The sequence below is a fragment of the Albidovulum denitrificans genome, from assembly GCF_002973535.1.
In the GTDB taxonomy this organism is placed as follows: domain Bacteria; phylum Pseudomonadota; class Alphaproteobacteria; order Rhodobacterales; family Rhodobacteraceae; genus Albidovulum; species Albidovulum denitrificans.
The window spans coordinates 292376-315466 of the sequence record NZ_PVEP01000001.1; the positions used below are offsets into that span (position 1 = coordinate 292376).

Genomic DNA, 23091 nt, shown 5'->3' on the forward strand with positions numbered 1-23091 from the left:
GGTTAAGCCCGGCTTAACCTCTTTCCGCGCGAATGCGAGGGAACCGAAGTCAGAGGAGTTTCGCGGTGTCGCATCCGGCGCTCTATCCCGATCCCGTCTCCCGCGCGGCGCTGAGCGTGGCGCCCCGTGCCGTGATGCTGCTCTTCGCCGCCGCCCTGTGCGCCGGTGCCGCCATCGCCGTCGAGGGGACGCTTGGCGCGGTGGCGCTTTTGTCGGCGGGCGGCGGCCTTGCCGCGCTTGCGCTGTTCACCGGCGTTCTCGGCGCCCGCGCGAAGGTGGAGCGGGGCGGCATCAACACCCATATCGCAAGCTTCATCGAACACGATGCCTCACCCAGTTTCACCACCGACGCGGCGGGCGAGGTGGAGACGCAGAACCGCGCCGCGCTGGACCGGTTCGGCACCCGCAAGGGCCAGACGCTGGCCCGCGCGCTGCGCGAGGTCTTTGCCGATCCGGCGGCGGTGCTTTACCGGCTGCAAAACCGGGCCGAGGCCGCCGGGGCCGCGCGTGAGGATCTGGTGACGCGGCGCGGCCATGTCCGCCTGTCGGTCCACCGGGTCGGAGAGACGGCGTTCCTGTGGCGGCTTGAGGATATGGCCGAACGCGCCATCGGCGGGCGCGGTGCCGAAACGATCAGCATCCCGATGCTGACCGCCTCGCGGACCGGAACGGTGCTGTTCATGAATGAGGCGCTCAGGCGGCTGGTGGGCGAACGGGTCAAGACCGTCGACCGGATCTTTGCCGACCTGCCGGTCCGGCCGGGGGAGGAGCATCAGATCCTTGGCGCCGAAGGCCCGGTACGCGCGCTTGTTTCCGAGGTCGAGGGGCCGGGCGGACGGCGCGAGATCTATCTTTTGCCCGCGACCGGCAGGGACATGCTTCCCGGCGCCGATCCGACCGCGTTCGAGACCTTGCCGGTGGCGCTTTTGCGCCTGACCCCGGACGGCACCATCGCCGAGATCAACCGCGCCGCGCGGGCGCTGATCGGTGACACTGCCGCCGGGCTGCCGCTTGGCACCGTGCTTGAGGGGCTGGGCCGCCCGGTCAGCGAATGGATCGGCGATGCGATGGCCGGGCGCGGCACGGACCGGCCCGAGGTGCTGCACCTGCGCCATGAGGAACGCGAGGTCTTCCTTCAGGTCACGCTGACCCGCACGACCGAGGGCGGGCGCCCCGGCCTGATCGCGACGCTGTCGGACGCGACCCAGTTCAAGACGCTTGAGGCGCAGTTCGTCCAAAGCCAGAAGATGCAGGCGATCGGCCAGCTCGCGGGCGGCGTGGCGCATGACTTCAACAACCTTCTGACCGCTATTTCAGGGCATTGCGACCTTCTCCTCCTGCGCCATGACAAAAGCGACGGGGACTATGCCGACCTGGTGCAGATCAACCAGAACGCCAATCGCGCGGCAAGCCTCGTGGGCCAGCTTCTTGCCTTCTCGCGCAAGCAGACGCTGAAACCGCAGCCCATCGACCTGCGCGACACGCTGGCCGACCTGACCCATCTGCTGAACCGCCTGGTGGGCGAAAAGGTGCGCCTCACCTTTGCCCATGACCCCGACCTTTGCCCGATCCGCGCCGACAAGCGGCAGCTGGAGCAGGTGATCATGAACCTTGTCGTCAATGCCCGCGACGCGATGCGCGAGGGCGGCGAGATCAGGATCGAGACCGAAACCGTGACCCTGCGCGAACCGCTTTGCCGCGACCGCGCGACGGTGGCGCCGGGGCGCTATGTCGTGGTCCGCGTCGTCGATGAGGGGACGGGGATCGCGCCCGACAAGCTGCCGAAGATATTCGAGCCGTTCTTCACCACCAAACGGCAGGGCGAGGGGACCGGGCTTGGCCTCTCGACCGCCTACGGGATCGTCAAGCAGACCGGCGGCTTCATCTTCTGCGACAGCGTCGTGGGGCAGGGGACGACCTTCACGCTCTACTTCCCGGTCCATGAGGTGCAGGACGCGGTCGCGCCCGCCCCGGCCCAGCCGGCGGGCGCGCGGAAATCCGTGCCGGCGGGGGACGGCGTCGTCCTTCTGGTCGAGGATGAGGCCCCCGTCCGCGCCTTCGCCAGCCGCGCGCTGCGGCTGCGCGGCTATACGGTGATCGAGGCCGAAAACGCCGAAGAGGCGCTGCATACGCTGGAAGATGACAGCCTGAATGTCGATGTCTTCGTGACCGATGTCATCATGCCCGGCCTCGACGGCCCGACCTGGGTGAAAGAGGCGTTGAAAACCCGGCCCAACACGCGCGTCGTCTTCGTTTCCGGCTATTCGGAGGAAAGCCTGACCGAGACGCGGGAACGGATCCCGAACTCGGTCTTCCTGCCCAAACCCTTCTCGCTGAGCGAATTGACGGCGACGGTGCAGGGGCAGATCCACTAGGTCGGCCCCGTCGGGTATGCGAGGGGCCAAGCGGTAAATGTCGGCCCCTCGGTGTTCATCGCGGTGACCCCGCCTGGCGCGCGGGGAGACGGGGCGCCGCGAAGCAAGGGGGCGCGACCTGGCGGCCCGGACTGCGCGCGGCCCGCTCAGCCCAGCGAGGCGTGCAGCGCGAAATCCTCGGCCAGCGCGGCACGAAGCCGCGCCTCGGTCGGCGCGCTGAGTTCGGTGGTCCCCTCGGGCGAGACGTTCAGGCGCGGCAGGCTGATCTCGCAGTTCAGCCGGTCCTCGAGGAATTCGACGAAGGTCCCGATCCGCTCATAGGGAAAGATCCGGTCCGCGCCGCGCCCCTCATGCGGTTTGAGGAAGGCGCCCTGACGGCCGACATCGGCGTAGGGCGGACGCTCTTTCGCCAGATAAGCCTGCACGAAATCGTCGAAGCTGATGTCGCGCGTGCTGTTTTGCGGCCGCGCCATCCCGTCGCGCTGGCGATAGCGATACCAGCTTCCCAGCCAGTCCACCGGCTCGCGCATCAGCGCGACCACCATGAACCCCTCACCCGAGGCGCGTTCAAGGAAGGGCGCGAAGCTTTGCCAGTAGCGCCGCACATTGGTGTGCTTGAGGACGGGGGGGCGCTGAATCACCACGCTCGCCAGCGGCTCAAGTGCCGCCTCGATCGCCGTGGACCCGGTCTTGGGCGTCGCCAGATAGACGAGCCTTTCCTTCCAGAACACCAGCATTTCAGGCCTTTCCGCGCGTTTCCGGCACCTTTTCCGCGCGCATTAACTAAAGATTTACCAAAGGAAGAAAAGCTCAATTTTAAGAAAAGACTGTTGAAATGTTCTTCTTTTGATCTCATAAGAGCGGGAACAAGAGGCGAACACAGGCAATGATTGCTGCGCCCTCAGGGGTGTGAAATAAGGAACCGACCCATGGCAGTGACGAACCTTTTTGACATGAACGACAAACGCTCCGCAGAAAAACAAAAGGCCCTCGACAGCGCGCTGGCGCAGATCGAGCGGCAATTCGGCAAGGGCTCCATCATGAAGCTTGGCGCCGACAGCCCGGCGATGGAGATCGAGGCGACCTCCACCGGCTCGCTCGGCCTCGACATCGCGCTCGGGATCGGCGGCCTGCCCAAGGGGCGGATCGTGGAAATTTACGGGCCGGAAAGCTCCGGCAAGACCACGCTGACGCTGCATGTGGTGGCCGAGGAGCAGAAGAAGGGCGGCGTCTGCGCCTTTGTCGATGCCGAACACGCGCTGGACCCGCAATATGCCAAGAAGCTGGGCGTCAACCTGGATGAGCTGCTGATCTCCCAGCCCGACACCGGGGAACAGGCGCTTGAGATTGTCGATACGCTGGTGCGTTCCGGCGCGGTCAGCCTGGTGGTGGTCGACTCGGTCGCCGCGCTGACGCCGAAATCGGAGCTTGAGGGCGACATGGGCGATTCGAGCGTCGGCGTCCACGCAAGGCTGATGAGCCAGGCGATGCGCAAGCTGACCTCTTCCATCGCGCGGTCGAACTGCATGGTGATCTTCATCAACCAGATCCGCATGAAGATCGGCGTCATGTTCGGCTCCCCCGAAACGACGACGGGCGGCAACGCGCTGAAATTCTACGCCTCCGTTCGCCTCGACATCCGCCGCATCGGCGCGATCAAGGACCGCGATGAGGTCGTGGGCAACACCACCCGCGTGAAGGTGGTGAAGAACAAGGTCGCGCCGCCCTTCAAGCAGGTCGAGTTCGACATCATGTATGGCGAGGGGATTTCCAAGACCGGCGAGCTGATCGACCTTGGCGTGAAGGCCGGCGTGGTGGAGAAATCGGGCGCCTGGTATTCCTATGGCGACGAACGCATCGGGCAGGGGCGTGAGAACGCCAAGCAGTTCCTCAAGGACAACCCCGACACCGCCTATGCGATCGAGGACAAGATCCGCGCCAGCCACGGGCTTGAATTCGGCGCCTCGGATGAGGGCGGCAGCGACGATGACGTGATGGAGGCCTGAGCGGCCCCTCATGGTGACCCCGAACGCGGCCCCCGGCGGGCCGCGTTTGCGTTGGGGCGGGCGGCCCCGCGCAGGAATGTGGACATGGGCCAAGACAAGGGCTAACACGCCAAGGCTGATCCACTCCGCCCGAAAAGGCCCGCCCCGATGCCCAGCCTGAACGACATCCGTTCGACCTTTCTGACCTACTTCGAACGCAACGATCACCGCATCGTGCCGTCCTCTCCGCTTGTCCCGCGCAACGATCCGACGCTGATGTTCGCCAATTCCGGCATGGTGCAGTTCAAGAACTGCTTCACCGGGGTGGAAAAGCGCGACTATGTCCGCGCCACGACCGCGCAGAAATGCGTCCGCGCGGGCGGCAAGCACAATGACCTCGACAATGTCGGCTACACCGCGCGCCACCACACGTTCTTCGAGATGCTCGGCAACTTCTCCTTCGGGGACTACTTCAAGCCCGAGGCGATCCCCTTTGCCTATAACCTCATCACCGGCGATTTCGGCATCGACAAGAACCGGCTTTATGCGACGGTCTACCACACCGACGATGAGGCCTTCGAGATCTGGAAGAAGGTCGGCATCCCCGAAAGCCGGATCATCCGCATCGCGACCAGCGACAATTTCTGGCAGATGGGGCCGACCGGCCCCTGCGGCCCCTGCACCGAGATCTTCTATGACCACGGCGACCATATCTGGGGTGGCCCTCCGGGGTCTGCGGAAGAGGATGGCGACCGGTTCATCGAGATCTGGAACATCGTCTTCATGCAGAACGAGCAGTTCGAGGACGGCTCCATGCGCGCGCTCGACATGCAGTCGATCGACACCGGCATGGGGCTGGAACGGATCGGGGCGCTTCTGCAAGGCAAGCACGACAATTACGACACCGACCTGATGCGGGCGCTGATCGAGGCCTCGGCCCATGCGACCTCGTCTGACCCGGACGGGCCGGGCAAGGTGCATCATCGCGTCATCGCCGACCACCTGCGGTCGACCTCTTTCCTGATCGCCGATGGCGTCATGCCATCGAATGAGGGGCGCGGCTATGTGTTGCGCCGGATCATGCGCCGCGCGATGCGGCACGCGCATATGCTGGGCGCGCAGGACCCGGTGATGTATCGGCTTGTCCCCGCGCTGGTGCGCCAGATGGGCGCGGCCTACCCGGAACTGACCCGCGCGCAACCCTTGATCGAGGAAACGCTGAAGCTTGAGGAAACCCGGTTCAAGCAGACGCTCGACCGGGGGTTGCGGCTTCTGGACGATGAGCTTGGCGGGCTGGGCGAGGGGCAGCCCTTGCCGGGTGCTGCGGCCTTCAAGCTTTACGACACCTATGGCTTCCCGCTTGATCTGACGCAGGATGCGCTGCGCGAGAAGGGGCGTGAGGTGGACGTTCAGGGCTTCGACGCCGCCATGGCCGAACAGAAGGCCAAGGCGCGCGCCGCCTGGGCCGGGTCGGGTGAGACGAAGGACGCCCAGATCTGGTTCGATCTGGCCGAAAAGCATGGGCCGTCGGAGTTCCTCGGCTACGATACCGAAACGGCGGAAGGCCAGATCACCGCGCTGGTGCGCGAGGGCGCCGAGATCGGCAGCGCGAAGGAAGGCGAGGCGGTGCAGGTCGTCGTCAACCAGACGCCGTTTTATGCCGAAAGCGGCGGTCAGGTCGGCGATACCGGCCTGATCCGCACCGATACCGGCATGGTCCGCGTCAGCGACACGAAGAAATCCGGCGGCGTCTTCATCCATATCGGCGAGGTGACCGAGGGACAGATCGCGCGCGGCCAGCCCGCGAAGCTTGAGGTCGGCCACAAACGCCGCACGGCGATCCGCGCCAACCATTCGGCCACCCACCTGCTGCATGAGGCGCTGCGCCGCGCGCTTGGCGATCACGTCGCGCAGCGCGGCTCGCTGAACGCCGAGGACCGGCTGCGGTTCGACTTCAGCCATTCCAAGGCCATGGCGGCCGAGGAACTGGCGGTGGTTTCGGCCGAGGTCAACGACTTCATCCGCCAGAACACGCCTGTGGAAACCCGGATCATGACGCCCGACGATGCCCGCGCGCTGGGGGCGCAGGCGCTTTTCGGTGAGAAATACGGCGATGAGGTGCGCGTCGTGTCGATGGGCCTTCTGAACGGTTCCGGCAAGGGCGCCGAGGGCGACACCTATTCGCTGGAGCTTTGCGGCGGCACCCATGTGGCACGCACCGGCGACATCGGCGCCTTTGTGCTCTTGGGCGACAGCGCGTCGTCCGCCGGGGTGCGGCGGATCGAGGCGCTGACCGGGCAGGCGGCGCTGGATCACCTCTCGGGTCAGGCCGCGCGGCTGGCAGAGATCGCGGCGGCGCTCAAGGCGCAACCGGCCGAGGTGGTGGAGCGTGTGAAGGCGCTGATCGACGACCGCAAGGCGCTGTCCAACGAAATCGCGCAGTTGCGGCGTGAGGTCGCCATGGGCGGCGGCGCGGCGGCAGGCCCCGAGGCGAAGGACATCGCGGGCGTGAAATTCATCGCCCAGTCGGTTCAGGGCGTGTCGGGCAAGGACCTGCCCGCGCTCGTCGATGAGTTGAAGGCACGCGTCGGATCGGGCGCGGTGCTGGTCGTCGCGGATACCGGCGGCAAGGCGGCGGTGGCCGCAGGCGTGACGGCCGACCTGACGGGCAGGCTGTCGGCGGTCGAGATCGTGAAGGCGGCGGCGGCAGCCCTTGGCGGCAAGGGCGGCGGCGGCAGGCCCGACATGGCGCAGGCAGGCGGCGCGGATGCGTCGAAGGCGGAGGACGCCATCAAGGCCGCCGAGGCGGTGATCGGAGGAACGGCATGAGCGAGACGAAAACCGCGCTGTGGATCGCGCATGTGAAGGTGACCGACGCCGAGGCCTATGGCAAATATGCGGCCCTCGCGGGACCGGCGATTGCCAAGCATGGTGGGGTCTTCCTGTCGCGCGGTGGGCGCTATCAGCAGCTTGAGGGCAACGACCGCCCCCGCAACGTCGTCGCGCGCTTCCCCTCGCTTGAGGCGGCGGTGGCCTGCTACAACAGCGCGGAATATCAGGCCGCGCTGGCCCATGCCAAGGGCGCGTCAGAACGTGACCTGATGGTGCTGGAAGAGGGCTGAGGCGCAGCCGGCGGCGGGGTCAATGCCCCGTCGCGGCGGGCGGGGTCAGCACGACGATGTCGACATCCAGCCCGACGCAGTGATGGCGAAGCTCCGACCGGACCGCGCCGAGATTGGGCAGCGGCCCGCTCAGCGCCCGCAACTGCCCGGTAAAGCCGCAGCGCAGAAGTTTCGCCCCCACATCGAGAATATCGAAGCGCGGCCCGACCAGCGGCGCGAAGACGACCTGCGGATCGTGGCGCGCGATATAGTCGATATCGACCTCGTCGAACTGCGCCGAAAGCGTCGTGGTTTCGGCCAGATCGGGCAGGGCGGCGGTCATTTCGACGGGCAGGTCGATCAGAAGAACGCTGTCCACCCCCGGACCCGCCCCTGCGGACATCCCGGCATCGCTGCGGCCACGATGGCGCGTTGGCATTGTCGGTCCTTCCGTCCTTTCGGTGGACCCAGCCTTACCCCACGAAGGTATGGGTACTGTCGAACTCTCCCTCCGGTTTAGCGCATCGGGGCGGATCGGAAAAGCAAAAAGCCCGGATTTACTTTTGCCCGGCCTTCGCCCAGCTTTGCGCGCGCGGGCATTGCAAGGGGGTTTTCCATGACGACCGACATTATTTCCGCCTGTCTTGCGGCCGTTCCGATGCCCCTTGTCCATATCGACGCCACCCAGCGCGTGCTGTCCGCCAACGCCGCCGCCGACGCGCTTTTTGGCATGGCGCTGAGCGGGCGCGGCGCGGGGACTTTCCTGCGCCATCCGACCTATCTGGACGGGGTTGAGAGATGTTTGCAGGACGGCGATGCCACAAGCGCGCGCATCACGCTGGTCACGCAATCGGGCGAGACGCATCTGGCCGTGACCATCAACCCCTTCACCGATCCTTCGGGCGGCGGGCCGGGCGCCATCATCGCGTTCGAGGATCAGACAGCGCTGGAACAATCCGCCTCCATCCGCCGCGATTTCGTCGCCAATGTCAGCCATGAGCTGCGCACACCGCTGACCGCGCTCGTCGGCTTCATCGACACGCTGCGCGGCGCCGCGCGCGACGACCCCGCCGCCCGCGACCGTTTCCTTGGCATCATGGAGCGTGAGGCGGGCCGGATGATCCGGCTGGTGAACGATCTCCTCTCTCTCAGCCGTGTCGAATCGGAGGAACGCCGCAGGCCCGAGGCGCGGGTCGATCTGGTGGCCCTGATTCGCGCGACCCTTGTCACCCTGCGCGATCAGGCCCGCGCCGCCGGGGTGGCGGTCGATCTTCAGGCGCCCGACGACGCGATCCAGATCCGGGGCGATGCCGACCAGTTGACGCAGGTCTGCCAGAACCTTCTGGAAAACGCGCTGAAATACGGCGCGGCGGGGCAGGCGGTGACGATCCGGGTGGGCCGGATCGAGCGCGAACCCGTGCTGCGCGGCCCGGCGGTGCAGATCGAATTCATCGACAAGGGCGAGGGAATCGATGCCCTGCACCTGCCGCGCATTACCGAGCGATTCTACCGCGTCGATACCCATCGCAGCCGCGAAAAGGGGGGGACCGGGCTTGGCCTGGCGATCGTGAAACATATCGTCAACCGCCACCGGGGCCGGTTGAAGATTGAAAGCGAACCCGGAAAAGGCAGCAATTTCATCGTTCTGCTGCCTGCCGACTGACCCCGTGCGGGGCAGGGGGCGTGGCCTTGCCCCGGACGCTGTCGTGAAACTGTTACACGCCTGTCACAAAAGCATAGCCGCGGCAGCCTAGACGGCGGGTCATGGTCGCCGGAGGGGTGGCCGCCACTGACTTGCAGGAGAATGCAATGAAATCCGCGAAATTTGCCGTTTCGGTGATCGCGCTGGCCGCTGCCGCCGGTGTTGCCGAAGCGCGTGACCAGATCCAGATCGCCGGGTCCTCGACCGTGCTGCCCTATGCGACCATCGTCGCCGAGGCCTTTGGCGAGAACTTCGATTTCCCGACCCCGGTCGTGGAAGGCGGCGGTTCGGGCGCCGGGCGCAAGAAGCTGTGCGAGGGCGTGGGCGAAAACACCATCGACATCGCCAACTCCTCCAGCCGCATCAAGCAGTCCGACATCGACACCTGCAAAGCGAACGGCGTCGATGAGATCATGGAAGTGCGCATCGGCTATGACGGCATCGTCTTCGCCTCTGACGTGAACGGCGCCGAATTCGCCTTCACGCCTGCCGACTGGTACAACGCGCTGGCCGCGAAAGTCATGGTGGACGGCGCGCTGGTCGACAACCCGAACAAGAGCTGGTCCGACGTGAACGCGGCGCTGCCCGCGCAGGCGATCCAGGCCTATATCCCCGGCACCAAGCACGGCACGCGCGAAGTGTTCGACGTGAAGGTTCTGGAAGCGGGCTGTGAGGCCACCGGCGCCGCCGAGGCGATGAAGGCCGCGGGCGACGAGAAGGCCGAAGGTTGCCTTGCACTGCGCACCGATGGCGCTTCGGTCGATATCGACGGCGACTATACCGAAACGCTCGCCCGTCTCGACGCCAACAAGACCGCCATCGGCGTCTTCGGCCTGTCGTTCTACGAGAACAACACCGACAAGCTGCGCGTCGCCACGATGGACGGCATCGTGCCGTCGACGGACTCGATCGCGACCGGCGAATACCCGGTGTCCCGCCCGCTTTTCTTCTACGTCAAGAAGGCGCATATCGGCGTGATCCCCGGCCTGAAGGAATACGTCGAATTCTTCGTCTCGGATGAGATGGCAGGCCCGGACGGCCCGCTGGCGGCCTATGGCCTCGTCTCCGACCCGGAGCTGGCGGCGACGCAGGCGATGATCGCGAATGAAACGCCGATGGCGCCGCTGAACTGAGCCATGACTCTCCGGGCGGCGGGACCTTTCGCCGCCCGGTTTACTGCCTGGGTGGGACAACATGAGTATCGGACTGATCCTTCTGATCGTTCTGGCGCTGGCGGTGGCGGGATATGCCATCGGCCGGGCGCGCTCGGTCAGGACGGCGGGCGGCGACGCGCGCAAGCTGCATTCGCTGCCCGGTTCTTACGGGCAGATGGCGTTTCTCTTCACCGCTGTCCCCGCGCTTCTGGTGCTGATGGCCTGGCTGCTGATCCAGCCCATCGTGGTGGAAAACCGCGCCGCAAACCTGCTGACCCCGGCCGACATCCCCGATGGCAGCAACACCTCCCTTGTCATGGCCGACGTGCGCCGGATCGCCGACGGGCTGGACCTTGTCATGGCCGATGCCGGGATGGGTGAGGGTGAGCTTGCCGCGATGCGCGCCGATTTCAGCGACATCCGCACCCGCCTGGGCAATGTCGGCGTCGCCATCGGCGCCAACGTGACCCCCGCCGTGTTCGAGGCGGCAAAGACCTACCGCGCGGACAGCAAGACGGGCCGCACCGCCATGGCCGCGCTGGTCCTGCTGATCGCGCTTGGCGGCCTTGGCGTCGCGCTGACCCGCATCCGCCCCGATTTCCGCGCCCGCAATGTCTCGGAATCCTTCGTCGTCGCGCTCTTGATTGGCTCTTCGCTGGTGGCGATCCTGACGACCGTGGGCATCGTCGCCTCGCTTCTGGTCGAAAGCATCCATTTCTTCCGGCTTTATCCGGCGCGGGAGTTCTTCGGCAGCCTGACCTGGAACCCGCAATTCCGGGGCAATTCCGAACTTGGCATCTGGCCGCTGCTTTGGGGCACGCTCTACGTTTCCTTCATCGCGCTGGTCTTCGCGGTGCCGGTGGGCCTTTTGATCGCGATCTACCTCTCTGAATACGCCTCGCGCCGGATGCGGGCGGTGGTCAAACCGGCGGTTGAGATCCTCGCGGGCATCCCGACCATCGTCTACGGTCTTTTCGCCCTGATCACCGTCGGCCCGTTCCTGCGCGACTATTTCGCCCAGCCGATGGGGCTTGGCCAAAGCTCCTCATCCGTGATGACGGCGGGGCTGGTGATGGGCATCATGCTGATCCCCTTCGTGTCGTCCCTGTCGGATGACATCATCAACGCGGTGCCGCAGGCCATGCGCGACGGGTCCTACGGTCTGGGCGCGACGCAGTCCGAAACCGTGAAACAGGTGATCCTGCCCGCCGCGCTGCCCGGCATCGTCGGCGCCATCCTTCTGGCCGCCAGCCGCGCGATTGGTGAAACGATGATCGTCGTCATGGGCGCGGGCGCGGCGGCGAAGCTAAGCCTGAACCCGTTCGAGGCGATGACGACGGTTACCGTCAAGATCGTCGGCCAGTTGACCGGCGACACCGAATTCGCCTCGCCCGAGACGCTGGTGGCCTTCGCGCTTGGCCTTGTCCTGTTCGTCTTCACGCTGGGCCTGAACGTGATCGCCCTCGTCGTGGTGCGCAAATACCGGGAGCAGTACGAATGACCGACGCGACCGCCACCCAGACCCCGCCGCGCCGGGGCGGGCTGCTTGAGCTTGACGCCCGCACGCGCCGTCGCAACGCCGCCGAGGCGCGGTTCCGCCTTTATGGCCTGATCGCCGTCGGGATCGGGATGCTGGCGCTTGTGCTGCTGCTGATCTCGGTCCTCTCAAGCGGGCTTGGCGCGTTCCAACAGACCTCGCTGCGCCTTGACGTCACCTTGACCGAAAAGGCCCTCGACAAGACCGGCAGCCGCGACCCCGAGGTCATGAAGAAGGTGACGACGATCACCTATGGCAAGCTGCTGGAACAGGCGCTGGCCAAGACCATCGAGGACAAGGGCATCGTTATCGACGGGCTGTCCAAGACCGACATCAAGGACATGATCTCCAAGGACGCCGCCGCACGGGTGCGCGACCGGGTGCTGGCCCATCCCGACCTGATCGGCGAGACGGTCCCCTTCACGGTGCTGGCGAATGGCCGGATCGACGGCTACCTCAAGGGGCGCGTCACGATGGACAGCGCCCAGCGCGACAGCAACGTGTCGCCGAACCAGCTTCTGCTGGCCGATGCGCTGCGGGCGGACGGGACGCTTTACAAGGCGTTCAACTGGGCCTTCATCACCGCCCCCGATGCCTCGGAACTGCGGCCCGAGGCGGCCGGGCTTGGCGTCGCGATCCTTGGCTCTGCCTATATGATGATCGTGGTCCTGTGCCTGTCGCTGCCGCTGGGCGTCGCGACCTCGATCTATCTTGAGGAATTCGCGCCGAAGAACCGCATCACCGACCTGATCGAGGTGAATATCTCGAACCTCGCCGCCGTGCCGTCGATCGTCTTCGGCATCCTCGGCCTGGCGATCTTCATCAACTTCGCGGGCCTGCCGCAATCGGCGCCCATCGTTGGCGGGCTTGTCCTGACGCTGATGACGCTGCCGACGATCATCATCTCCACCCGCGCGGCGCTGAAGGCGGTGCCGCCCTCGATCCGCGACGCGGCGCTGGGGATTGGTGCGTCGAAGATGCAGTCGATCTTTCACCACGTCCTGCCGCTGGCCATGCCCGGCATCCTGACCGGCACCATCATCGGGCTGGCGCAGGCGCTTGGCGAAACCGCGCCGCTTCTGCTGATCGGGATGGTGGCCTTTGTCCGCGAATATCCCGACGCGCCGCCGGAAGGGTTCTTCGATCCCGCCTCGGCGCTGCCGGTGCAGGTCTATAACTGGACCCAGCGCGCCGATCCGGCCTTTGTGGAACGCGCATCCGGTGCGATCATCGTGCTGCTGGTGTTCCTGCTGGCCATGAACGCCGTCGCGATCCTGCTGCGGCGCCGTTTCGAAAGGCGCTGGTAATATGTCGATGGAGGCTTCGACGATGAACGACATGACACGGGTCGATCCCAGGACCGAGGTCGCCGACGTCAAGATCTCTGCCCGCAAGGCGCAGGTCTATTACGGCGACAACCACGCCATCCGGGACGTCGATGTGGACATCAACGCGCGCATGGTCACCGCCTTCATCGGCCCGTCGGGCTGCGGCAAGTCGACCTTCCTGCGCTCGCTGAACCGGATGAACGACACCATCCCCGGCTGCCGGGTGGAAGGGACGATCCTTCTGGATGGCGAGAATATCTATGACCGGCGCGTCGATCCGGTGCAGTTGCGCGCCAAGGTCGGCATGGTGTTTCAAAAGCCGAACCCCTTCCCGAAGTCGATCTATGACAACGTCGCCTACGGCCCGCGTATCCATGGCCTGACCCGCACCAAGGCGGAACTGGACGAGGTCGTCGAAACCTCGCTCCGCCGCGCCGCACTTTGGGCCGAGGTCAAGGACCGGCTGCACGCGCCCGGCACCGGCCTGTCGGGCGGCCAGCAGCAGCGGCTTTGCATCGCGCGCGCGGTCGCGACCTCGCCCGAGGTGCTGTTGATGGACGAACCCTGTTCCGCGCTTGACCCCATCGCCACCGCGCAGGTGGAGGAGTTGATCGACGAGCTTCGGGCGCAATTCTCGGTCGTGATCGTGACCCATTCCATGCAGCAGGCCGCGCGGGTCAGCCAGCGCACCGCCTTCTTCCACCTCGGCAATCTTGTGGAATTCGGCGCTACCGACCAGATCTTCACCAATCCCGGCGATCCCAGGACGGAAAGCTACATCACCGGCCGCATCGGTTGACCCTTGGGGGACAGAATGAACGAAAAGCACATCGTCAAATCCTTCGACCGCGATCTGGAAGCCATTCAGGCGATGGTCATGAAGATGGGCGGCATGGTCGAAACCGCGATCCTCGACGCCGCCCAGGCGCTTGAGACGCGCGATGAGGATCTGGCCGAAAAGGTCCGTCAGGGCGACAAGGCCATCGACGCAATGGAAGAGCGCGTGCATGAAGAGGCAGCCCGGCTGCTGGCGCTGCGCGCGCCCGCCGCGTCCGACCTGCGCACGGTGCTGAGCGTGATGCGCATCGCGGCCAGCCTTGAACGGGTCGGCGACTATGCCAAGAACATGGCCAAACGCGCCCATGTCCTTGGCCAGATGAGCGCCATCGCCGGTGCCGGCGGGTCGCTGCGCCGCATGTCGAAGGCGGTGGTCGAGATGCTGGGCCACGCGCTTGACGCCTATATCCACCGCGATGTGGCGCTGGCCGAGGATGTGCGCAACCGCGACCGTGAGGTCGACCAGATGTACAATGCGCTGTTTCGCGAGTTCCTGACCCATATGATGGAGGACCCGCGCAACATCACCGCCTGCATGCATCTGCATTTCATCGCCAAGAACATCGAACGCATGGGCGATCACGCGACCGGCATCGCCGAACAGGTGATCTACCTCGTCACCGGCGAAATGCCGGATGAGGCGCGGCCCAAGGCCGAAAGCGTGACCACGGTCGGGGTCGGGGGCCATTAGGGATGCAGACACCCTCTGTTCTGGTGGTCGAGGACGAACCCGCGCAACGCGAGATCCTGGCCTACAACCTTGAGGCCGAGGGCTTTCGCGTCCAGCAGGCCGACAATGGCGAAGAGGCGCTTTTGATCGTGGCGGAGGAAACGCCCGACCTGATCGTGCTGGACTGGATGCTGCCGAATGTCTCGGGCATCGAGGTCTGCCGCCGCCTGAAATCGCGGGCAGAGACCAAGGCGGTGCCGATCATCATGCTGTCGGCCCGGTCGGAGGAAACCGATCTGGTCCGCGGGCTGGAAACCGGCGCCGACGATTACATGGTCAAACCCTATTCGGTGGCCGAGTTGATGGCGCGGGTCCGCACCCAGTTGCGCCGCTCGCGCCCCGCGACCGTGGGCGAGGCGCTGGAATACGAGGACATCACCCTTGATCCCGAAACCCACCGCGTCCACCGCGACGGCAACCTGCTGAAGCTCGGGCCGACCGAGTTCCGCCTGCTGACGACCTTCATGGAAAAGCCCGGCCGGGTCTGGAGCCGCGAGCAGTTGCTGGACCGGGTCTGGGGGCGTGACATCTATGTCGATACGCGCACCGTGGACGTTCATGTCGGACGGCTGCGCAAGGCGCTTTGCGCCCATGGCGGCGACGATCCGGTCAGGACGGTGCGCGGCGCGGGTTACGCGCTGGGGTAGGGCGCGGGCCTATTCGCCGTCGCCATAGCGCGCGTCGTCATCGGATTCGTCCTCCCCCTCGGGCAGGTATTTGCCCGACAGGCGGATCGACTGGTCGTCATGGCGCGGGTCCATCACCACGTCCGAGGGCAGTTCCCCGGTCAGCCAGTCGCGAATTTCGTCGCGGGCATCCGCAGGCTCCTGCTCCGTCAGTTCCGCGATATAGGTGATGAAGGCGCGCTGGTCGCCGTCGATCTCATCCAGCTCCGCCTCATCGGCATCGGGCCAGCGGTCGATGATCGCCTCATAGAAGGCCGCCCAGTTGTCCTGCACATGATGCCACTTCATCGCCACGGCTCCCCGGAAATGATCGTCTTGTCCAATCTGCACCCGATCGACCCGCCGGAAAAGCCACCCGGCGGTAAAATAGGCGCGCGTGGACGGGGTCAGAACCAGTTCTGGACCGTGCGCGCGCCCGAGGAGACATCATCGCCGACCCCGGCGATGGTGTTGCAGGCGGCCAGGGTGCCAAGAAGCACGATCAGCGCGATTTTCTTCATCTGCTCAGTCCTCATACCACCAGACTTCCGGCTGAAAGCCCGGCCAGTCGCCATATAGCGGAATACGTTCGGGATAGTGAAGATTTGCCGAATGCGCAATCTTGCTGGTCTTTGAAAACCAGAGTGGGATGACCGTGCGCCCCGCCGTCAGCACCCGGTCCAGCGCCTGCGTCGCGGCGATGAAATCGTCGGTATTGGCGGAATTCAGCATCGCGCCGATCAGGCTGTCCACGGCGGGTGACTTGATCCCGGCCCAGTTCCGCGCGCCGGGCAGGTCGGCCACCTCGGACCCCCAGTAAAGGTACTGCTCATTGCCGGGGCTAAGGGACAGCGCGCGCCAGATATAGGTCATGTCGAAGGCGTAGCGGTCGGTCCGTTCTTTGAATTGCGCGGTGTCGGCGACGGTGACGGTCGGGCTGATGCCAAGGCGTTTAAGCGCCTCGACATAGATGTCGATGATCGACTGCGCCTCGGTCGATCCGGCGGCGAGGAGAATCTCGAAGGCGAAGGGTTCCCCGGCCGCGTTCTTCAACACCCCGTCCTGCACCGTCCATCCGGCATCTGCCAGAAGGCCCACCGCCGTCTTCAGGTTCTTGCGGTCGAGCGAACGTTCCGCAGAACCCACGGGCAGGGAATAACCCTCGATCGTGCCGGGCGGCAGGTCGGCGGCAAAGGGCGCCAGAAGATCGGCCACCCGACCCGTGGCGGGCCCGTGATCCATGCCAAGGACGGAGTTGGAGAAATACGACGTGATGCGCGGTTCGGTCCCGCCGTTCAGCGTCATGTTGACGAATTCGAAGTTGAAGGCGTCGATCAGCGCCTCGCGCACGCGCCAGTCGTCGAAGATCGGGTTGCGCAGGTTCATCACGAAACCGATCATCCCCGAAGGGCGCGAATGCGGGATTTCGGACTTCACCACCGCGCCCGAGGCGATGGCGGGAATGTCAAAGCCGTTCTGCCAGCGCGCCGCGTTCGGTTCGCGGTAGCTGTTGGTCAGGCCCGCCGTAAAGGCCTGAAAAAGCCCGTTCTCATCGGCGAAATAGTCATAGCGGATTTCATCGAAGTTGAAGCGCCCCCGGTTGATGGCCAGATCCTTGCCCCAGTAATCGGGATCGCGGCGAAAGCTGATATAGCGCCCCGGTTCGACCTTGCCGACGGTGTAGGGGCCAGAGCCGATATGCAGATCAAGGCTGCTTTTCTCGAAATCCTTCCCCGCCCAGTCCGCCTTTTTCAGGATCGGCCGCATCCCCATCAAAAGCGCCAGTTCCCGATCCGGTTCGGTAAAGGTGAAGCGGATCGAACGCGGGCCGGTCTGCTCCATCTTCGCCACCCGCGACCAGGCGCCCCGGTAGCGCGGATGGCCCTTGGTCCCCAATGTCTCATAGCTCCACATCACGTCTTCGACCGTGACCGGGCTGCCATCGGAGAATTTCGCCTGCGGACGCAGGGTATATTCGACCCAGGTATGGCTTTCGTCCGTATCGACCGATTCGGCCAGAAGCCCGTAGAGAGAGAAGGGTTCGTCGATGGATCGGGCCATCAAGGTCTCGAACGTGTAAAGCGACAGCCCCTCAACCGGGGTGCCGGTCACGATATAGGGGTTGAGCGAATTGAAGCTGCCACCCACCCCCATGACGATCCGCCCGCCCTTGGGCGCATCGGGATTGACATATGGCAATGACACAAAATCGGGTGGGAGAGCGGGCTTGCCATACATAGCTATGCCATGCTGCGGGGCCGCCCGAAGCGGCAGCGCCGCAAGCGTCAGGATCATCGCCGTCGCGACAATCCGCGACAGCCCGAGGGGGATGGTTTTCATTCTGGCGACACTGCTCATGTCCATTGTCTTTGTCCAAAGGCTAGCCGGGCTTCCTTGGCTTTTCAAACTTTTAGCTTGGACAGCGGCGAAGGACCGCGTATAAAGGGGCTACTGCTCGATAGGTTTCTTGCCTGTATGAAACCTGCCTCAATAACTTAACGCCCGCCTCGTGCGGGCGTTTTTTTATTCGGTCGGAGGTAGTCCCGGGCCGGGCACCCGCAACCCAGACCCGTCGCCGCGAATCGCATCTTCGCAACTTTTCCTCCCACCGCGGCACAAGCGCGTGAAGACAGTGGCATTCGCTAACGCAGCGTCTATGTTCGCTGCATTGCAACATGTATCGAGGAGGCGACAATGTCCCTATCCGGCAAGACGGCCATCGTGACGGGATCGAATTCCGGCATCGGTCTGGGATGCGCCCGGGAACTGGCGCGGGCGGGCGCGGATGTGGTGCTGAATTCTTTCACCGACCGGGATGAGGATCACAAGCTGGCCGAAGACATGGCGAAGGAATTCGGCGTCAAGGTCCGCTACATCAAGGCCGACATGTCGAAGGGCGACGAATGCCGGGCGCTGGTCGAGAAGGCCGGTGGCTGCGACATCCTGGTCAACAATGCCGGGATCCAGTTCGTGTCCCCGATCGAGGAGTTCCCGGTCGAGAAGTGGAACGCCATCATCGCGATCAACCTGACCTCGTCTTTCCACACCATCGCGGCGGCGCTGCCGGGGATGCGCGAAAAGGGCTGGGGCCGGATCGTCAACATCGCCTCGGCCCACGGGCTGACGGCATCGCCCTTCAAATCGGCCTATATCGCGGCCAAGCACGGGATCGTCGGGCTGACCAAGACCGTGGCGCTTGAGGCGGCGGGCAAGGGCGTGACCTGCAACGCGATCTGCCCCGGCTATGTGCTGACCCCGCTGGTCGAGGCGCAGATCCCCGAGCAGATGAAGGTTCACAACATGGACCGAGAGACGGTGATCCGCGAGGTGATGCTGGACCGCCAGCCCTCGCGCCAGTTCGCGACGGTGGAAGAGATCGGCGGGACGGCGGTGTTCCTGTGTTCCGATGCGGCAGCGCAGATCACCGGGACGACGATTTCCGTCGATGGCGGCTGGACCGCGATGTGAGGTGGCGTGTCGCCCGCACAAGCGGGCGACACGGGCGGGGGGCCAGCCCCCCGCGAGCCCCCCGGAGTATTTTGACAACGAAGAAGTGAGGGGCCGTATGACTGTTCGGCGGATCAATGTCGCGCTTCAGGGCGGCGGCGCGCATGGCGCCTTTACCTGGGGCGTTCTCGACCGGCTGCTTGAGGATGAGACGGTGGAGATCGCCGGTATCTCCGGCACCTCGGCGGGGGCGCTGAACGGGGCCGCGCTGAAGGCGGGGCTGGTGACCGGGGGGCGGGATGCTGCGCGCGCGAACCTCGACTGGCTTTGGGAACAACTGGGCGCGGTGGGCGACATGCGGCTGGCGCATTGGTTCCGGGCCTTCCTGCCGATGGCGGGGATCTGGAACGACCTGACCGAGCGGCTGGCGCCGTTTTCGCCCATGGCCACCTGGCAGCGCGTCGTCAGCCCCTATGACTACGGCTGGTTCTATGCCAATCCGCTGGAACCCGTCGTGGCCGAGTTTCATTCCGACGCGGTCTGTCACACCGATGGCCCGTTCTTCTGCGTCGCCGCCACCAATGTGCGCAGCGGCAAGATCCGCGTGTTCACCGGCAATGAGATCACCACCGAGGCGATCCTCGCCTCTGCCTGCCTGCCGACGGTGTTTCAGGCGGTGGAGATCGCCGATCCCGCGACCGGGCGGATGGAGGCCTATTGGGATGGCGGCTATACCGGCAACCCGGCGCTGTTCCCGCTGTTCGATCCGGCGCTGCCACGCGACATCGTCGTGGTCAGCATCAACCCCTTCGTGCGCGATGCGGTGCCGAAAACCGTGATCGAGGTGCAGGACCGGATCAACGAGATCAGCTTCAACACCTCGCTCCTGCGCGAATTCCGGGCAATCAATTTCGTCAACAAGCTGATTGCCGGAAAGGCGGTGGCCGAGGGCGTGATGAAGGACGTTCTGGTCCATATCGTCTCGGACGACGATCTGATGGACGCGCTGACGGCGTCGAGCAAGATGACCCCTTGGCCGGGCTTGCTGCTGGCGCTGAAAGAGGCGGGACGCGCCGCCGCCGACCGCTTCCTGGCCGAGGATGGCGCCAACCTGAACGTCAAAAGCTCGGTCGAGCTGCCCTCGCTATTCGGCTGAGATCGCTTCGCGCGGGGTGTCGGCCGGGCCGTCTTCGGCGGCGTCTTTCGCGGGCGGGTAGACAAGGCCGGCGGAAATCACCAGCTTTGCCGCATCCTCGACCGTCATCGACAGGAACTTCACGTCGCGTTTGGGGACGTAAAGCAGGAAACCCGAGGTCGGGTTGGGTGTCGTCGGCAGGAAGACCGTCATCACCTCATCCTCGGGCAGCTTGGCCAGCACCTCGCCCTTGGCGACGGTCGAGACAAAGCCGATGGCCCAGATGCCGGGGCGGGGGTATTCGATCAGGCAGGCCTTGTCGAACTTCGCCTCGGTCTGGTTGAAGACCGTTTCCGCGACCTGCTTGACGCCGTTATAGACCGACCGGACCACCGGCATCCGGTCGACCAGGCTTTCGCCCCAGGCCAGAAGCGACCGCCCCATGATGCCCTTGGCGATCCAGCCGACGACGACGGTGAAGATCAGGAAGACGACGACGCCGATCCCGCGCAGGTGGATCGCGTCGGGCTGGCAGTAGAAGGGCAGGCCGGTGGGGTCGGAAAGGTCGCAGAAATAGGTGCGGATCAGCGCGTCGGGGCGGTAGCCCGAGGGGATGAAGGGCCAGACCCAGCTGTCGATCCAGCCGGTCACGGTCCAGATCAGCCAAAGCGTCAACCCGATCGGGGCGATCACCACGACGCCGGTCAGGAAATTCGCCCGAAGCCGCGCCAGAAGCCCGCGGCGGCGGGGCGGCGCGGGATGAAGGATGTCATGCGTCTCGCGGTCGTCGGTCATTGCGCCCCAGCCCCGTTCTTCGCGCTGAATGTAGGGGGCGGCAGGCGGCGCGGCAATGGGGCGCGCGCGGGTTCGGGGCCTGGCTTAGCGCATCTCGATCAGCGCGCGGGCAATCCCGGCCGCAAGGCGGGCATTGTTGAGGACAAGCGCGATATTGGCGTCAAGCGAGTGGCCCCCGGTCAGTTCGAAAATGCGTTGCAGCAGGAAGGGGGTGACGGCTTTGGCGGCGATGCCCCTTGCGTCTGCCTCGGCCAGCGCGGCCTCGATATGGGGCAGGATCACCGCGCGCGGCAGTTCGTCGGCCTCAAGGATCGGGTTGGCGACAAGCTGACCGCCCTTCAGGCCAAGGCGCGCCTTCAGCGCATGGGCGGCGGCGATCTCGGCCGCGCTGTCCATCCTGAGCGGCGCTGGCAGGCCGGAGGAGCGCGACCAGAAGGCGGGAAACTCGTCCTGACCATAGGCGATGACGGGAACGCCGAGGGTTTCCAGCACCTCAAGCGTTTTCGGCAGGTCAAGGATCGCCTTGGCCCCGGCGGCGACGACCGTGACCGGGGTTTGCGCCAGTTCGTGCAGGTCGGCGGAGATGTCGAAGCTGTCCTCCGCGCCCCGGTGGACGCCGCCGATACCGCCGGTGGCGAAGACCTCGATCCCCGCCAGATGGGCGCAGATCATCGTCGCGGCGACGGTCGTGGCGCCGGTCCGGCCCGCGGCGAGGCAGGCGGCGAGATCGGCGCGAGAGAGCTTCAGCGCGTCGGGCGTGCGGGCAAGCGTCTCCAGCGTCGCGGCGTCAAGGCCCGCATGGATCGCGCCGCCCATGACCGCCATGGTCGCAGGCACGGCGCCTGCGGCGCGGACCGTGTCCTCCACCCGCCGCGCTGTTTCCAAGTTCTGCGGGAATGGCATTCCGTGCGTGATGATCGTCGATTCAAGCGCAACAATTGGCGCCCCGGCGGCGCTGGCCTCGGCCACTTCGGGGGAGAAGGTCAGGGGCAGGGGGGTGGTCATGTTCCGATATCTCCCGAGACATATTGGGCGGCCGCGCGCAGGGCCGATTGCAGGGCGGTCGGCCGATCTTCGCCGCGCCGTTCGGCGACGATATGGGCGGCCATGAAGGTGTCGCCCGCGCCGGTGATGCGGGTGACGAGGACCGGGGGCGGGGCGGCAGCGATCACGTCGGCACCGGCACCGTCCGCCGTCGCCTCACCGCCATTCGTGACAAGCACCCGGCGCGCGCCACGATCCAGCAGCGCGCGGGCCGCTTCTGGTGCGCCCGCGAAACGGCGCTGGCACAGCAGCCCCGCCTCTTCAAGATTGACGTAAAGCGTGGCGTTTTCCAGCGGCAGAAGCGGCAGCAACCGTTCCGCCTTGCCGGGGCTGGCGGGCGCGACACGCAGGTCGGCGGCGGCAAAAAGCGGGGAGCGCGCGATATCCGACAAAAGCGCCAGCGTCAGGTTGCCGTCAAGCGCGATCAACCCGGTCCAGGGGGCCTCTGCCGTCCCCAGCCGCCCGTCGGCCAAGGGCCGCAGGATCTTGTCCCCCGCGCCCTCCAGCGAATGCGCATCGGCGATGGCGGCGATCAGGCCGTTGCCGCCCTCGATCGCCATATAGCGGTCGGTTGGCAGGTCGTCCGAGCGATAGGCATGATCGGTCACAAGACCCAGCCGGGCGGCGGCGCGGGTCAGCTCCTCCCCCTCCGCATCGCGGCCGATGGCGGTCAGAAGCGCGGGCCGCAGCCCGAAGCGCGCGAAGGTCATGGCAAGGTTCATCGCCACCCCGCCGGGCAGCCGCGCGATGCGGCCCGGCACATCCGCCCCGGCCTCCATATGCGCGGGCGTGCGGCCGATGATGTCCCACAGGACCGAGCCGATGCAGAGAATGTCGACGGGGCTGTTCATCCCCCCGTCTTGCCGCCTTTCACGCGGGGCGGCAAGTGTCAGCGCAGGGGATAGCGGTCGGGTTCCTCGAACACGTCCACGACCACGGTCCCGGCCGGGACCTTCACCGCATGAACCGCGCCCGAGGGGATCGAATAGCTGTCCCCCGGCCGATAGGTGCGGGTGGTGCCGTCGATGGTCAGCGCGATCTGGCCTTCGATCACCGTCCCCCATTGCGCCTTGTGGGCATGGGCGGGCAGATCGAGGTCCTTGTGGAAGGTGAAGAAGACCACCAGCCCCGCCTCGGACCGCACCGCATTGGCGCTGACCACATCGTCGGGAAAGGGAATGTCGAGCGTGGGCATCGCGCGGATGAAGTCGGGCAAGGGCATGGTTTGGTCCTTTCGGCTCTTGGCGCTATAGTGC

General features: G+C 65.7%; 22 protein-coding genes. 13 read left to right on the forward strand and 9 right to left on the reverse strand.

The genetic code is table 11. The annotated features are described in order from the left end of the window. Nucleotides 1-32: 32 nt before the first annotated feature. A complete protein-coding gene (locus LX70_RS01410; RefSeq protein WP_105512747.1) occupies nucleotides 33-2375 on the forward strand; it encodes an ATP-binding response regulator in 2343 nt (780 codons plus the stop codon). A gap of 146 nt (nucleotides 2376-2521) precedes the next feature. Here LX70_RS01410 and LX70_RS01415 read toward each other — a convergent pair whose 3' ends face one another. Next, the gene (locus tag LX70_RS01415; RefSeq protein WP_105512748.1) at nucleotides 2522-3112 is read right to left on the reverse strand and encodes a hypothetical protein; all 591 of its coding nucleotides are present in this window, start codon (nucleotides 3110-3112) and stop codon (nucleotides 2522-2524) included. Nucleotides 3113-3304: 192 nt separating this feature from the next. On the opposite strand from LX70_RS01415, the gene recA reads away from it, so the two are divergent. The 3 genes from recA to LX70_RS01430 all read left to right on the forward strand — a co-directional run bounded on the left by recA (nucleotide 3305) and on the right by LX70_RS01430 (nucleotide 7482). Then, the gene (gene recA / locus LX70_RS01420; RefSeq protein ID WP_105512749.1) at nucleotides 3305-4381 is read left to right on the forward strand and encodes a recombinase RecA; all 1077 of its coding nucleotides are present in this window, start codon (nucleotides 3305-3307) and stop codon (nucleotides 4379-4381) included. 147 nt (nucleotides 4382-4528) lie between these two features. Beyond that, the gene (gene alaS / locus LX70_RS01425) at nucleotides 4529-7189 is read left to right on the forward strand and encodes an alanine--tRNA ligase (RefSeq protein WP_105512750.1); all 2661 of its coding nucleotides are present in this window, start codon (nucleotides 4529-4531) and stop codon (nucleotides 7187-7189) included. Continuing rightward, a complete protein-coding gene (locus LX70_RS01430) occupies nucleotides 7186-7482 on the forward strand; it encodes a DUF1330 domain-containing protein (protein ID WP_105512751.1) in 297 nt (98 codons plus the stop codon). The genes alaS and LX70_RS01430 overlap by 4 nt, the downstream gene beginning before the upstream one ends. Before the next feature lie 19 nt (nucleotides 7483-7501). On the opposite strand, the gene LX70_RS01435 is transcribed toward LX70_RS01430, so the two are convergent. Then, a complete protein-coding gene (locus tag LX70_RS01435; RefSeq protein WP_146111526.1) occupies nucleotides 7502-7900 on the reverse strand; it encodes a hypothetical protein in 399 nt (132 codons plus the stop codon). A gap of 177 nt (nucleotides 7901-8077) precedes the next feature. Here LX70_RS01435 and LX70_RS01440 point away from each other — a divergent pair, with 177 nt between their 5' ends. The 7 genes from LX70_RS01440 to phoB all read left to right on the forward strand — a co-directional run bounded on the left by LX70_RS01440 (nucleotide 8078) and on the right by phoB (nucleotide 15396). After that, a complete protein-coding gene (locus LX70_RS01440) occupies nucleotides 8078-9124 on the forward strand; it encodes an ATP-binding protein (RefSeq protein ID WP_105512753.1) in 1047 nt (348 codons plus the stop codon). A gap of 146 nt (nucleotides 9125-9270) precedes the next feature. After that, the gene (locus LX70_RS01445; protein ID WP_105512754.1) at nucleotides 9271-10296 is read left to right on the forward strand and encodes a substrate-binding domain-containing protein; all 1026 of its coding nucleotides are present in this window, start codon (nucleotides 9271-9273) and stop codon (nucleotides 10294-10296) included. A 61-nt stretch (nucleotides 10297-10357) separates the two neighbouring features. Further along, on the forward strand, nucleotides 10358-11818 hold the full coding sequence (pstC, locus tag LX70_RS01450) for a phosphate ABC transporter permease subunit PstC (protein ID WP_105512755.1): 1461 nt from the start codon (nucleotides 10358-10360) through the stop codon (nucleotides 11816-11818). After that, nucleotides 11815-13161 carry a phosphate ABC transporter permease PstA gene (gene pstA, locus LX70_RS01455; protein WP_105512756.1) on the forward strand — a complete coding sequence of 449 codons (1347 nt, stop codon included), beginning with the start codon at nucleotides 11815-11817 and terminating at the stop codon, nucleotides 13159-13161. Before pstC ends, pstA begins: the two co-directional genes overlap by 4 nt. 22 nt (nucleotides 13162-13183) lie before the next feature. Further along, nucleotides 13184-13981 carry a phosphate ABC transporter ATP-binding protein PstB gene (gene pstB, locus LX70_RS01460; protein ID WP_105513544.1) on the forward strand — a complete coding sequence of 266 codons (798 nt, stop codon included), beginning with the start codon at nucleotides 13184-13186 and terminating at the stop codon, nucleotides 13979-13981. A gap of 15 nt (nucleotides 13982-13996) precedes the next feature. Next, nucleotides 13997-14710 (forward strand): phosphate signaling complex protein PhoU, encoded by a 714-nt coding sequence (gene phoU, locus LX70_RS01465; protein ID WP_105512757.1) that lies wholly within the window; start codon nucleotides 13997-13999, stop codon nucleotides 14708-14710. Between the two features lie 2 nt (nucleotides 14711-14712). Next, nucleotides 14713-15396 carry a phosphate regulon transcriptional regulator PhoB gene (phoB, locus tag LX70_RS01470; protein ID WP_105512758.1) on the forward strand — a complete coding sequence of 228 codons (684 nt, stop codon included), beginning with the start codon at nucleotides 14713-14715 and terminating at the stop codon, nucleotides 15394-15396. A gap of 9 nt (nucleotides 15397-15405) precedes the next feature. Here phoB and LX70_RS01475 read toward each other — a convergent pair whose 3' ends face one another. The 3 genes from LX70_RS01475 to LX70_RS01485 all read right to left on the reverse strand — a co-directional run bounded on the left by LX70_RS01475 (nucleotide 15406) and on the right by LX70_RS01485 (nucleotide 17754). Then, entirely contained in the window at nucleotides 15406-15723 is a 318-nt protein-coding gene (locus LX70_RS01475; protein WP_105512759.1) for a hypothetical protein, read from the reverse strand. Between the two features lie 98 nt (nucleotides 15724-15821). Further along, nucleotides 15822-15935, reverse strand: coding sequence for an entericidin EcnA/B family protein (locus LX70_RS01480; RefSeq protein ID WP_105512760.1), 114 nt, complete (start codon nucleotides 15933-15935; stop codon nucleotides 15822-15824). 4 nt (nucleotides 15936-15939) lie between these two features. Then, nucleotides 15940-17754, reverse strand: a complete 1815-nt coding sequence (locus tag LX70_RS01485; protein ID WP_105512761.1) for an extracellular solute-binding protein — start codon at nucleotides 17752-17754, stop codon at nucleotides 15940-15942. 354 nt (nucleotides 17755-18108) lie between these two features. Here LX70_RS01485 and LX70_RS01490 point away from each other — a divergent pair, with 354 nt between their 5' ends. Continuing rightward, nucleotides 18109-18882, forward strand: coding sequence for a 3-hydroxybutyrate dehydrogenase (locus LX70_RS01490; RefSeq protein ID WP_105512762.1), 774 nt, complete (start codon nucleotides 18109-18111; stop codon nucleotides 18880-18882). A gap of 97 nt (nucleotides 18883-18979) precedes the next feature. Beyond that, the gene (locus LX70_RS01495) at nucleotides 18980-20017 is read left to right on the forward strand and encodes a patatin-like phospholipase family protein (RefSeq protein WP_105512763.1); all 1038 of its coding nucleotides are present in this window, start codon (nucleotides 18980-18982) and stop codon (nucleotides 20015-20017) included. Here the strand turns inward: LX70_RS01495 and LX70_RS01500 are convergent. The 4 genes from LX70_RS01500 to LX70_RS01515 all read right to left on the reverse strand — a co-directional run bounded on the left by LX70_RS01500 (nucleotide 20006) and on the right by LX70_RS01515 (nucleotide 23057). Further along, complete coding sequence (locus LX70_RS01500) at nucleotides 20006-20791, reverse strand: DUF502 domain-containing protein (protein ID WP_105512764.1); 786 nt, start codon at nucleotides 20789-20791, stop codon at nucleotides 20006-20008. The two genes, LX70_RS01495 and LX70_RS01500, sit on opposite strands and share 12 nt — an antisense overlap. Nucleotides 20792-20875: 84 nt before the next feature. After that, nucleotides 20876-21796 (reverse strand): pseudouridine-5'-phosphate glycosidase, encoded by a 921-nt coding sequence (locus tag LX70_RS01505; RefSeq protein WP_105512765.1) that lies wholly within the window; start codon nucleotides 21794-21796, stop codon nucleotides 20876-20878. Beyond that, nucleotides 21793-22686: a PfkB family carbohydrate kinase gene (locus LX70_RS01510; protein ID WP_105512766.1), complete on the reverse strand. Its 894-nt coding sequence runs from the start codon at nucleotides 22684-22686 to the stop codon at nucleotides 21793-21795. Before LX70_RS01510 ends, LX70_RS01505 begins: the two co-directional genes overlap by 4 nt. Nucleotides 22687-22724: 38 nt before the next feature. Further along, nucleotides 22725-23057, reverse strand: a complete 333-nt coding sequence (locus LX70_RS01515; RefSeq protein ID WP_105512767.1) for a cupin domain-containing protein — start codon at nucleotides 23055-23057, stop codon at nucleotides 22725-22727. Nucleotides 23058-23091 lie beyond the last annotated feature (34 nt).

Excerpts from the sequence above, each read along its gene's own strand:
- LX70_RS01480 (WP_105512760.1), bottom strand. The coding sequence starts at position 15,935 with ATGAAGAAAATCGCGCTGATCGTGCTTCTTGGCACCCTGGCCGCCTGC.
- LX70_RS01490 (WP_105512762.1), top strand. The coding sequence starts at position 18,109 with ATGTCCCTATCCGGCAAGACGGCCATCGTGACGGGATCGAATTCCGGC.
- LX70_RS01485 (WP_105512761.1), bottom strand. The coding sequence starts at position 17,754 with ATGAAAACCATCCCCCTCGGGCTGTCGCGGATTGTCGCGACGGCGATG.
- recA (WP_105512749.1), top strand. The coding sequence starts at position 3,305 with ATGGCAGTGACGAACCTTTTTGACATGAACGACAAACGCTCCGCAGAA.
- LX70_RS01505 (WP_105512765.1), bottom strand. The coding sequence starts at position 21,796 with ATGACCACCCCCCTGCCCCTGACCTTCTCCCCCGAAGTGGCCGAGGCC.
- LX70_RS01435 (WP_146111526.1), bottom strand. The coding sequence starts at position 7,900 with ATGCCAACGCGCCATCGTGGCCGCAGCGATGCCGGGATGTCCGCAGGG.
- pstB (WP_105513544.1), top strand. The coding sequence starts at position 13,184 with ATGAACGACATGACACGGGTCGATCCCAGGACCGAGGTCGCCGACGTC.
- LX70_RS01495 (WP_105512763.1), top strand. The coding sequence starts at position 18,980 with ATGACTGTTCGGCGGATCAATGTCGCGCTTCAGGGCGGCGGCGCGCAT.
- alaS (WP_105512750.1), top strand. The coding sequence starts at position 4,529 with ATGCCCAGCCTGAACGACATCCGTTCGACCTTTCTGACCTACTTCGAA.
- LX70_RS01500 (WP_105512764.1), bottom strand. The coding sequence starts at position 20,791 with ATGACCGACGACCGCGAGACGCATGACATCCTTCATCCCGCGCCGCCC.
- LX70_RS01440 (WP_105512753.1), top strand. The coding sequence starts at position 8,078 with ATGACGACCGACATTATTTCCGCCTGTCTTGCGGCCGTTCCGATGCCC.
- phoU (WP_105512757.1), top strand. The coding sequence starts at position 13,997 with ATGAACGAAAAGCACATCGTCAAATCCTTCGACCGCGATCTGGAAGCC.
- phoB (WP_105512758.1), top strand. The coding sequence starts at position 14,713 with ATGCAGACACCCTCTGTTCTGGTGGTCGAGGACGAACCCGCGCAACGC.
- pstC (WP_105512755.1), top strand. The coding sequence starts at position 10,358 with ATGAGTATCGGACTGATCCTTCTGATCGTTCTGGCGCTGGCGGTGGCG.
- LX70_RS01415 (WP_105512748.1), bottom strand. The coding sequence starts at position 3,112 with ATGCTGGTGTTCTGGAAGGAAAGGCTCGTCTATCTGGCGACGCCCAAG.
- LX70_RS01475 (WP_105512759.1), bottom strand. The coding sequence starts at position 15,723 with ATGAAGTGGCATCATGTGCAGGACAACTGGGCGGCCTTCTATGAGGCG.
- LX70_RS01510 (WP_105512766.1), bottom strand. The coding sequence starts at position 22,686 with ATGAACAGCCCCGTCGACATTCTCTGCATCGGCTCGGTCCTGTGGGAC.
- LX70_RS01515 (WP_105512767.1), bottom strand. The coding sequence starts at position 23,057 with ATGCCCTTGCCCGACTTCATCCGCGCGATGCCCACGCTCGACATTCCC.
- pstA (WP_105512756.1), top strand. The coding sequence starts at position 11,815 with ATGACCGACGCGACCGCCACCCAGACCCCGCCGCGCCGGGGCGGGCTG.
- LX70_RS01410 (WP_105512747.1), top strand. The coding sequence starts at position 33 with ATGCGAGGGAACCGAAGTCAGAGGAGTTTCGCGGTGTCGCATCCGGCG.
- LX70_RS01445 (WP_105512754.1), top strand. The coding sequence starts at position 9,271 with ATGAAATCCGCGAAATTTGCCGTTTCGGTGATCGCGCTGGCCGCTGCC.
- LX70_RS01430 (WP_105512751.1), top strand. The coding sequence starts at position 7,186 with ATGAGCGAGACGAAAACCGCGCTGTGGATCGCGCATGTGAAGGTGACC.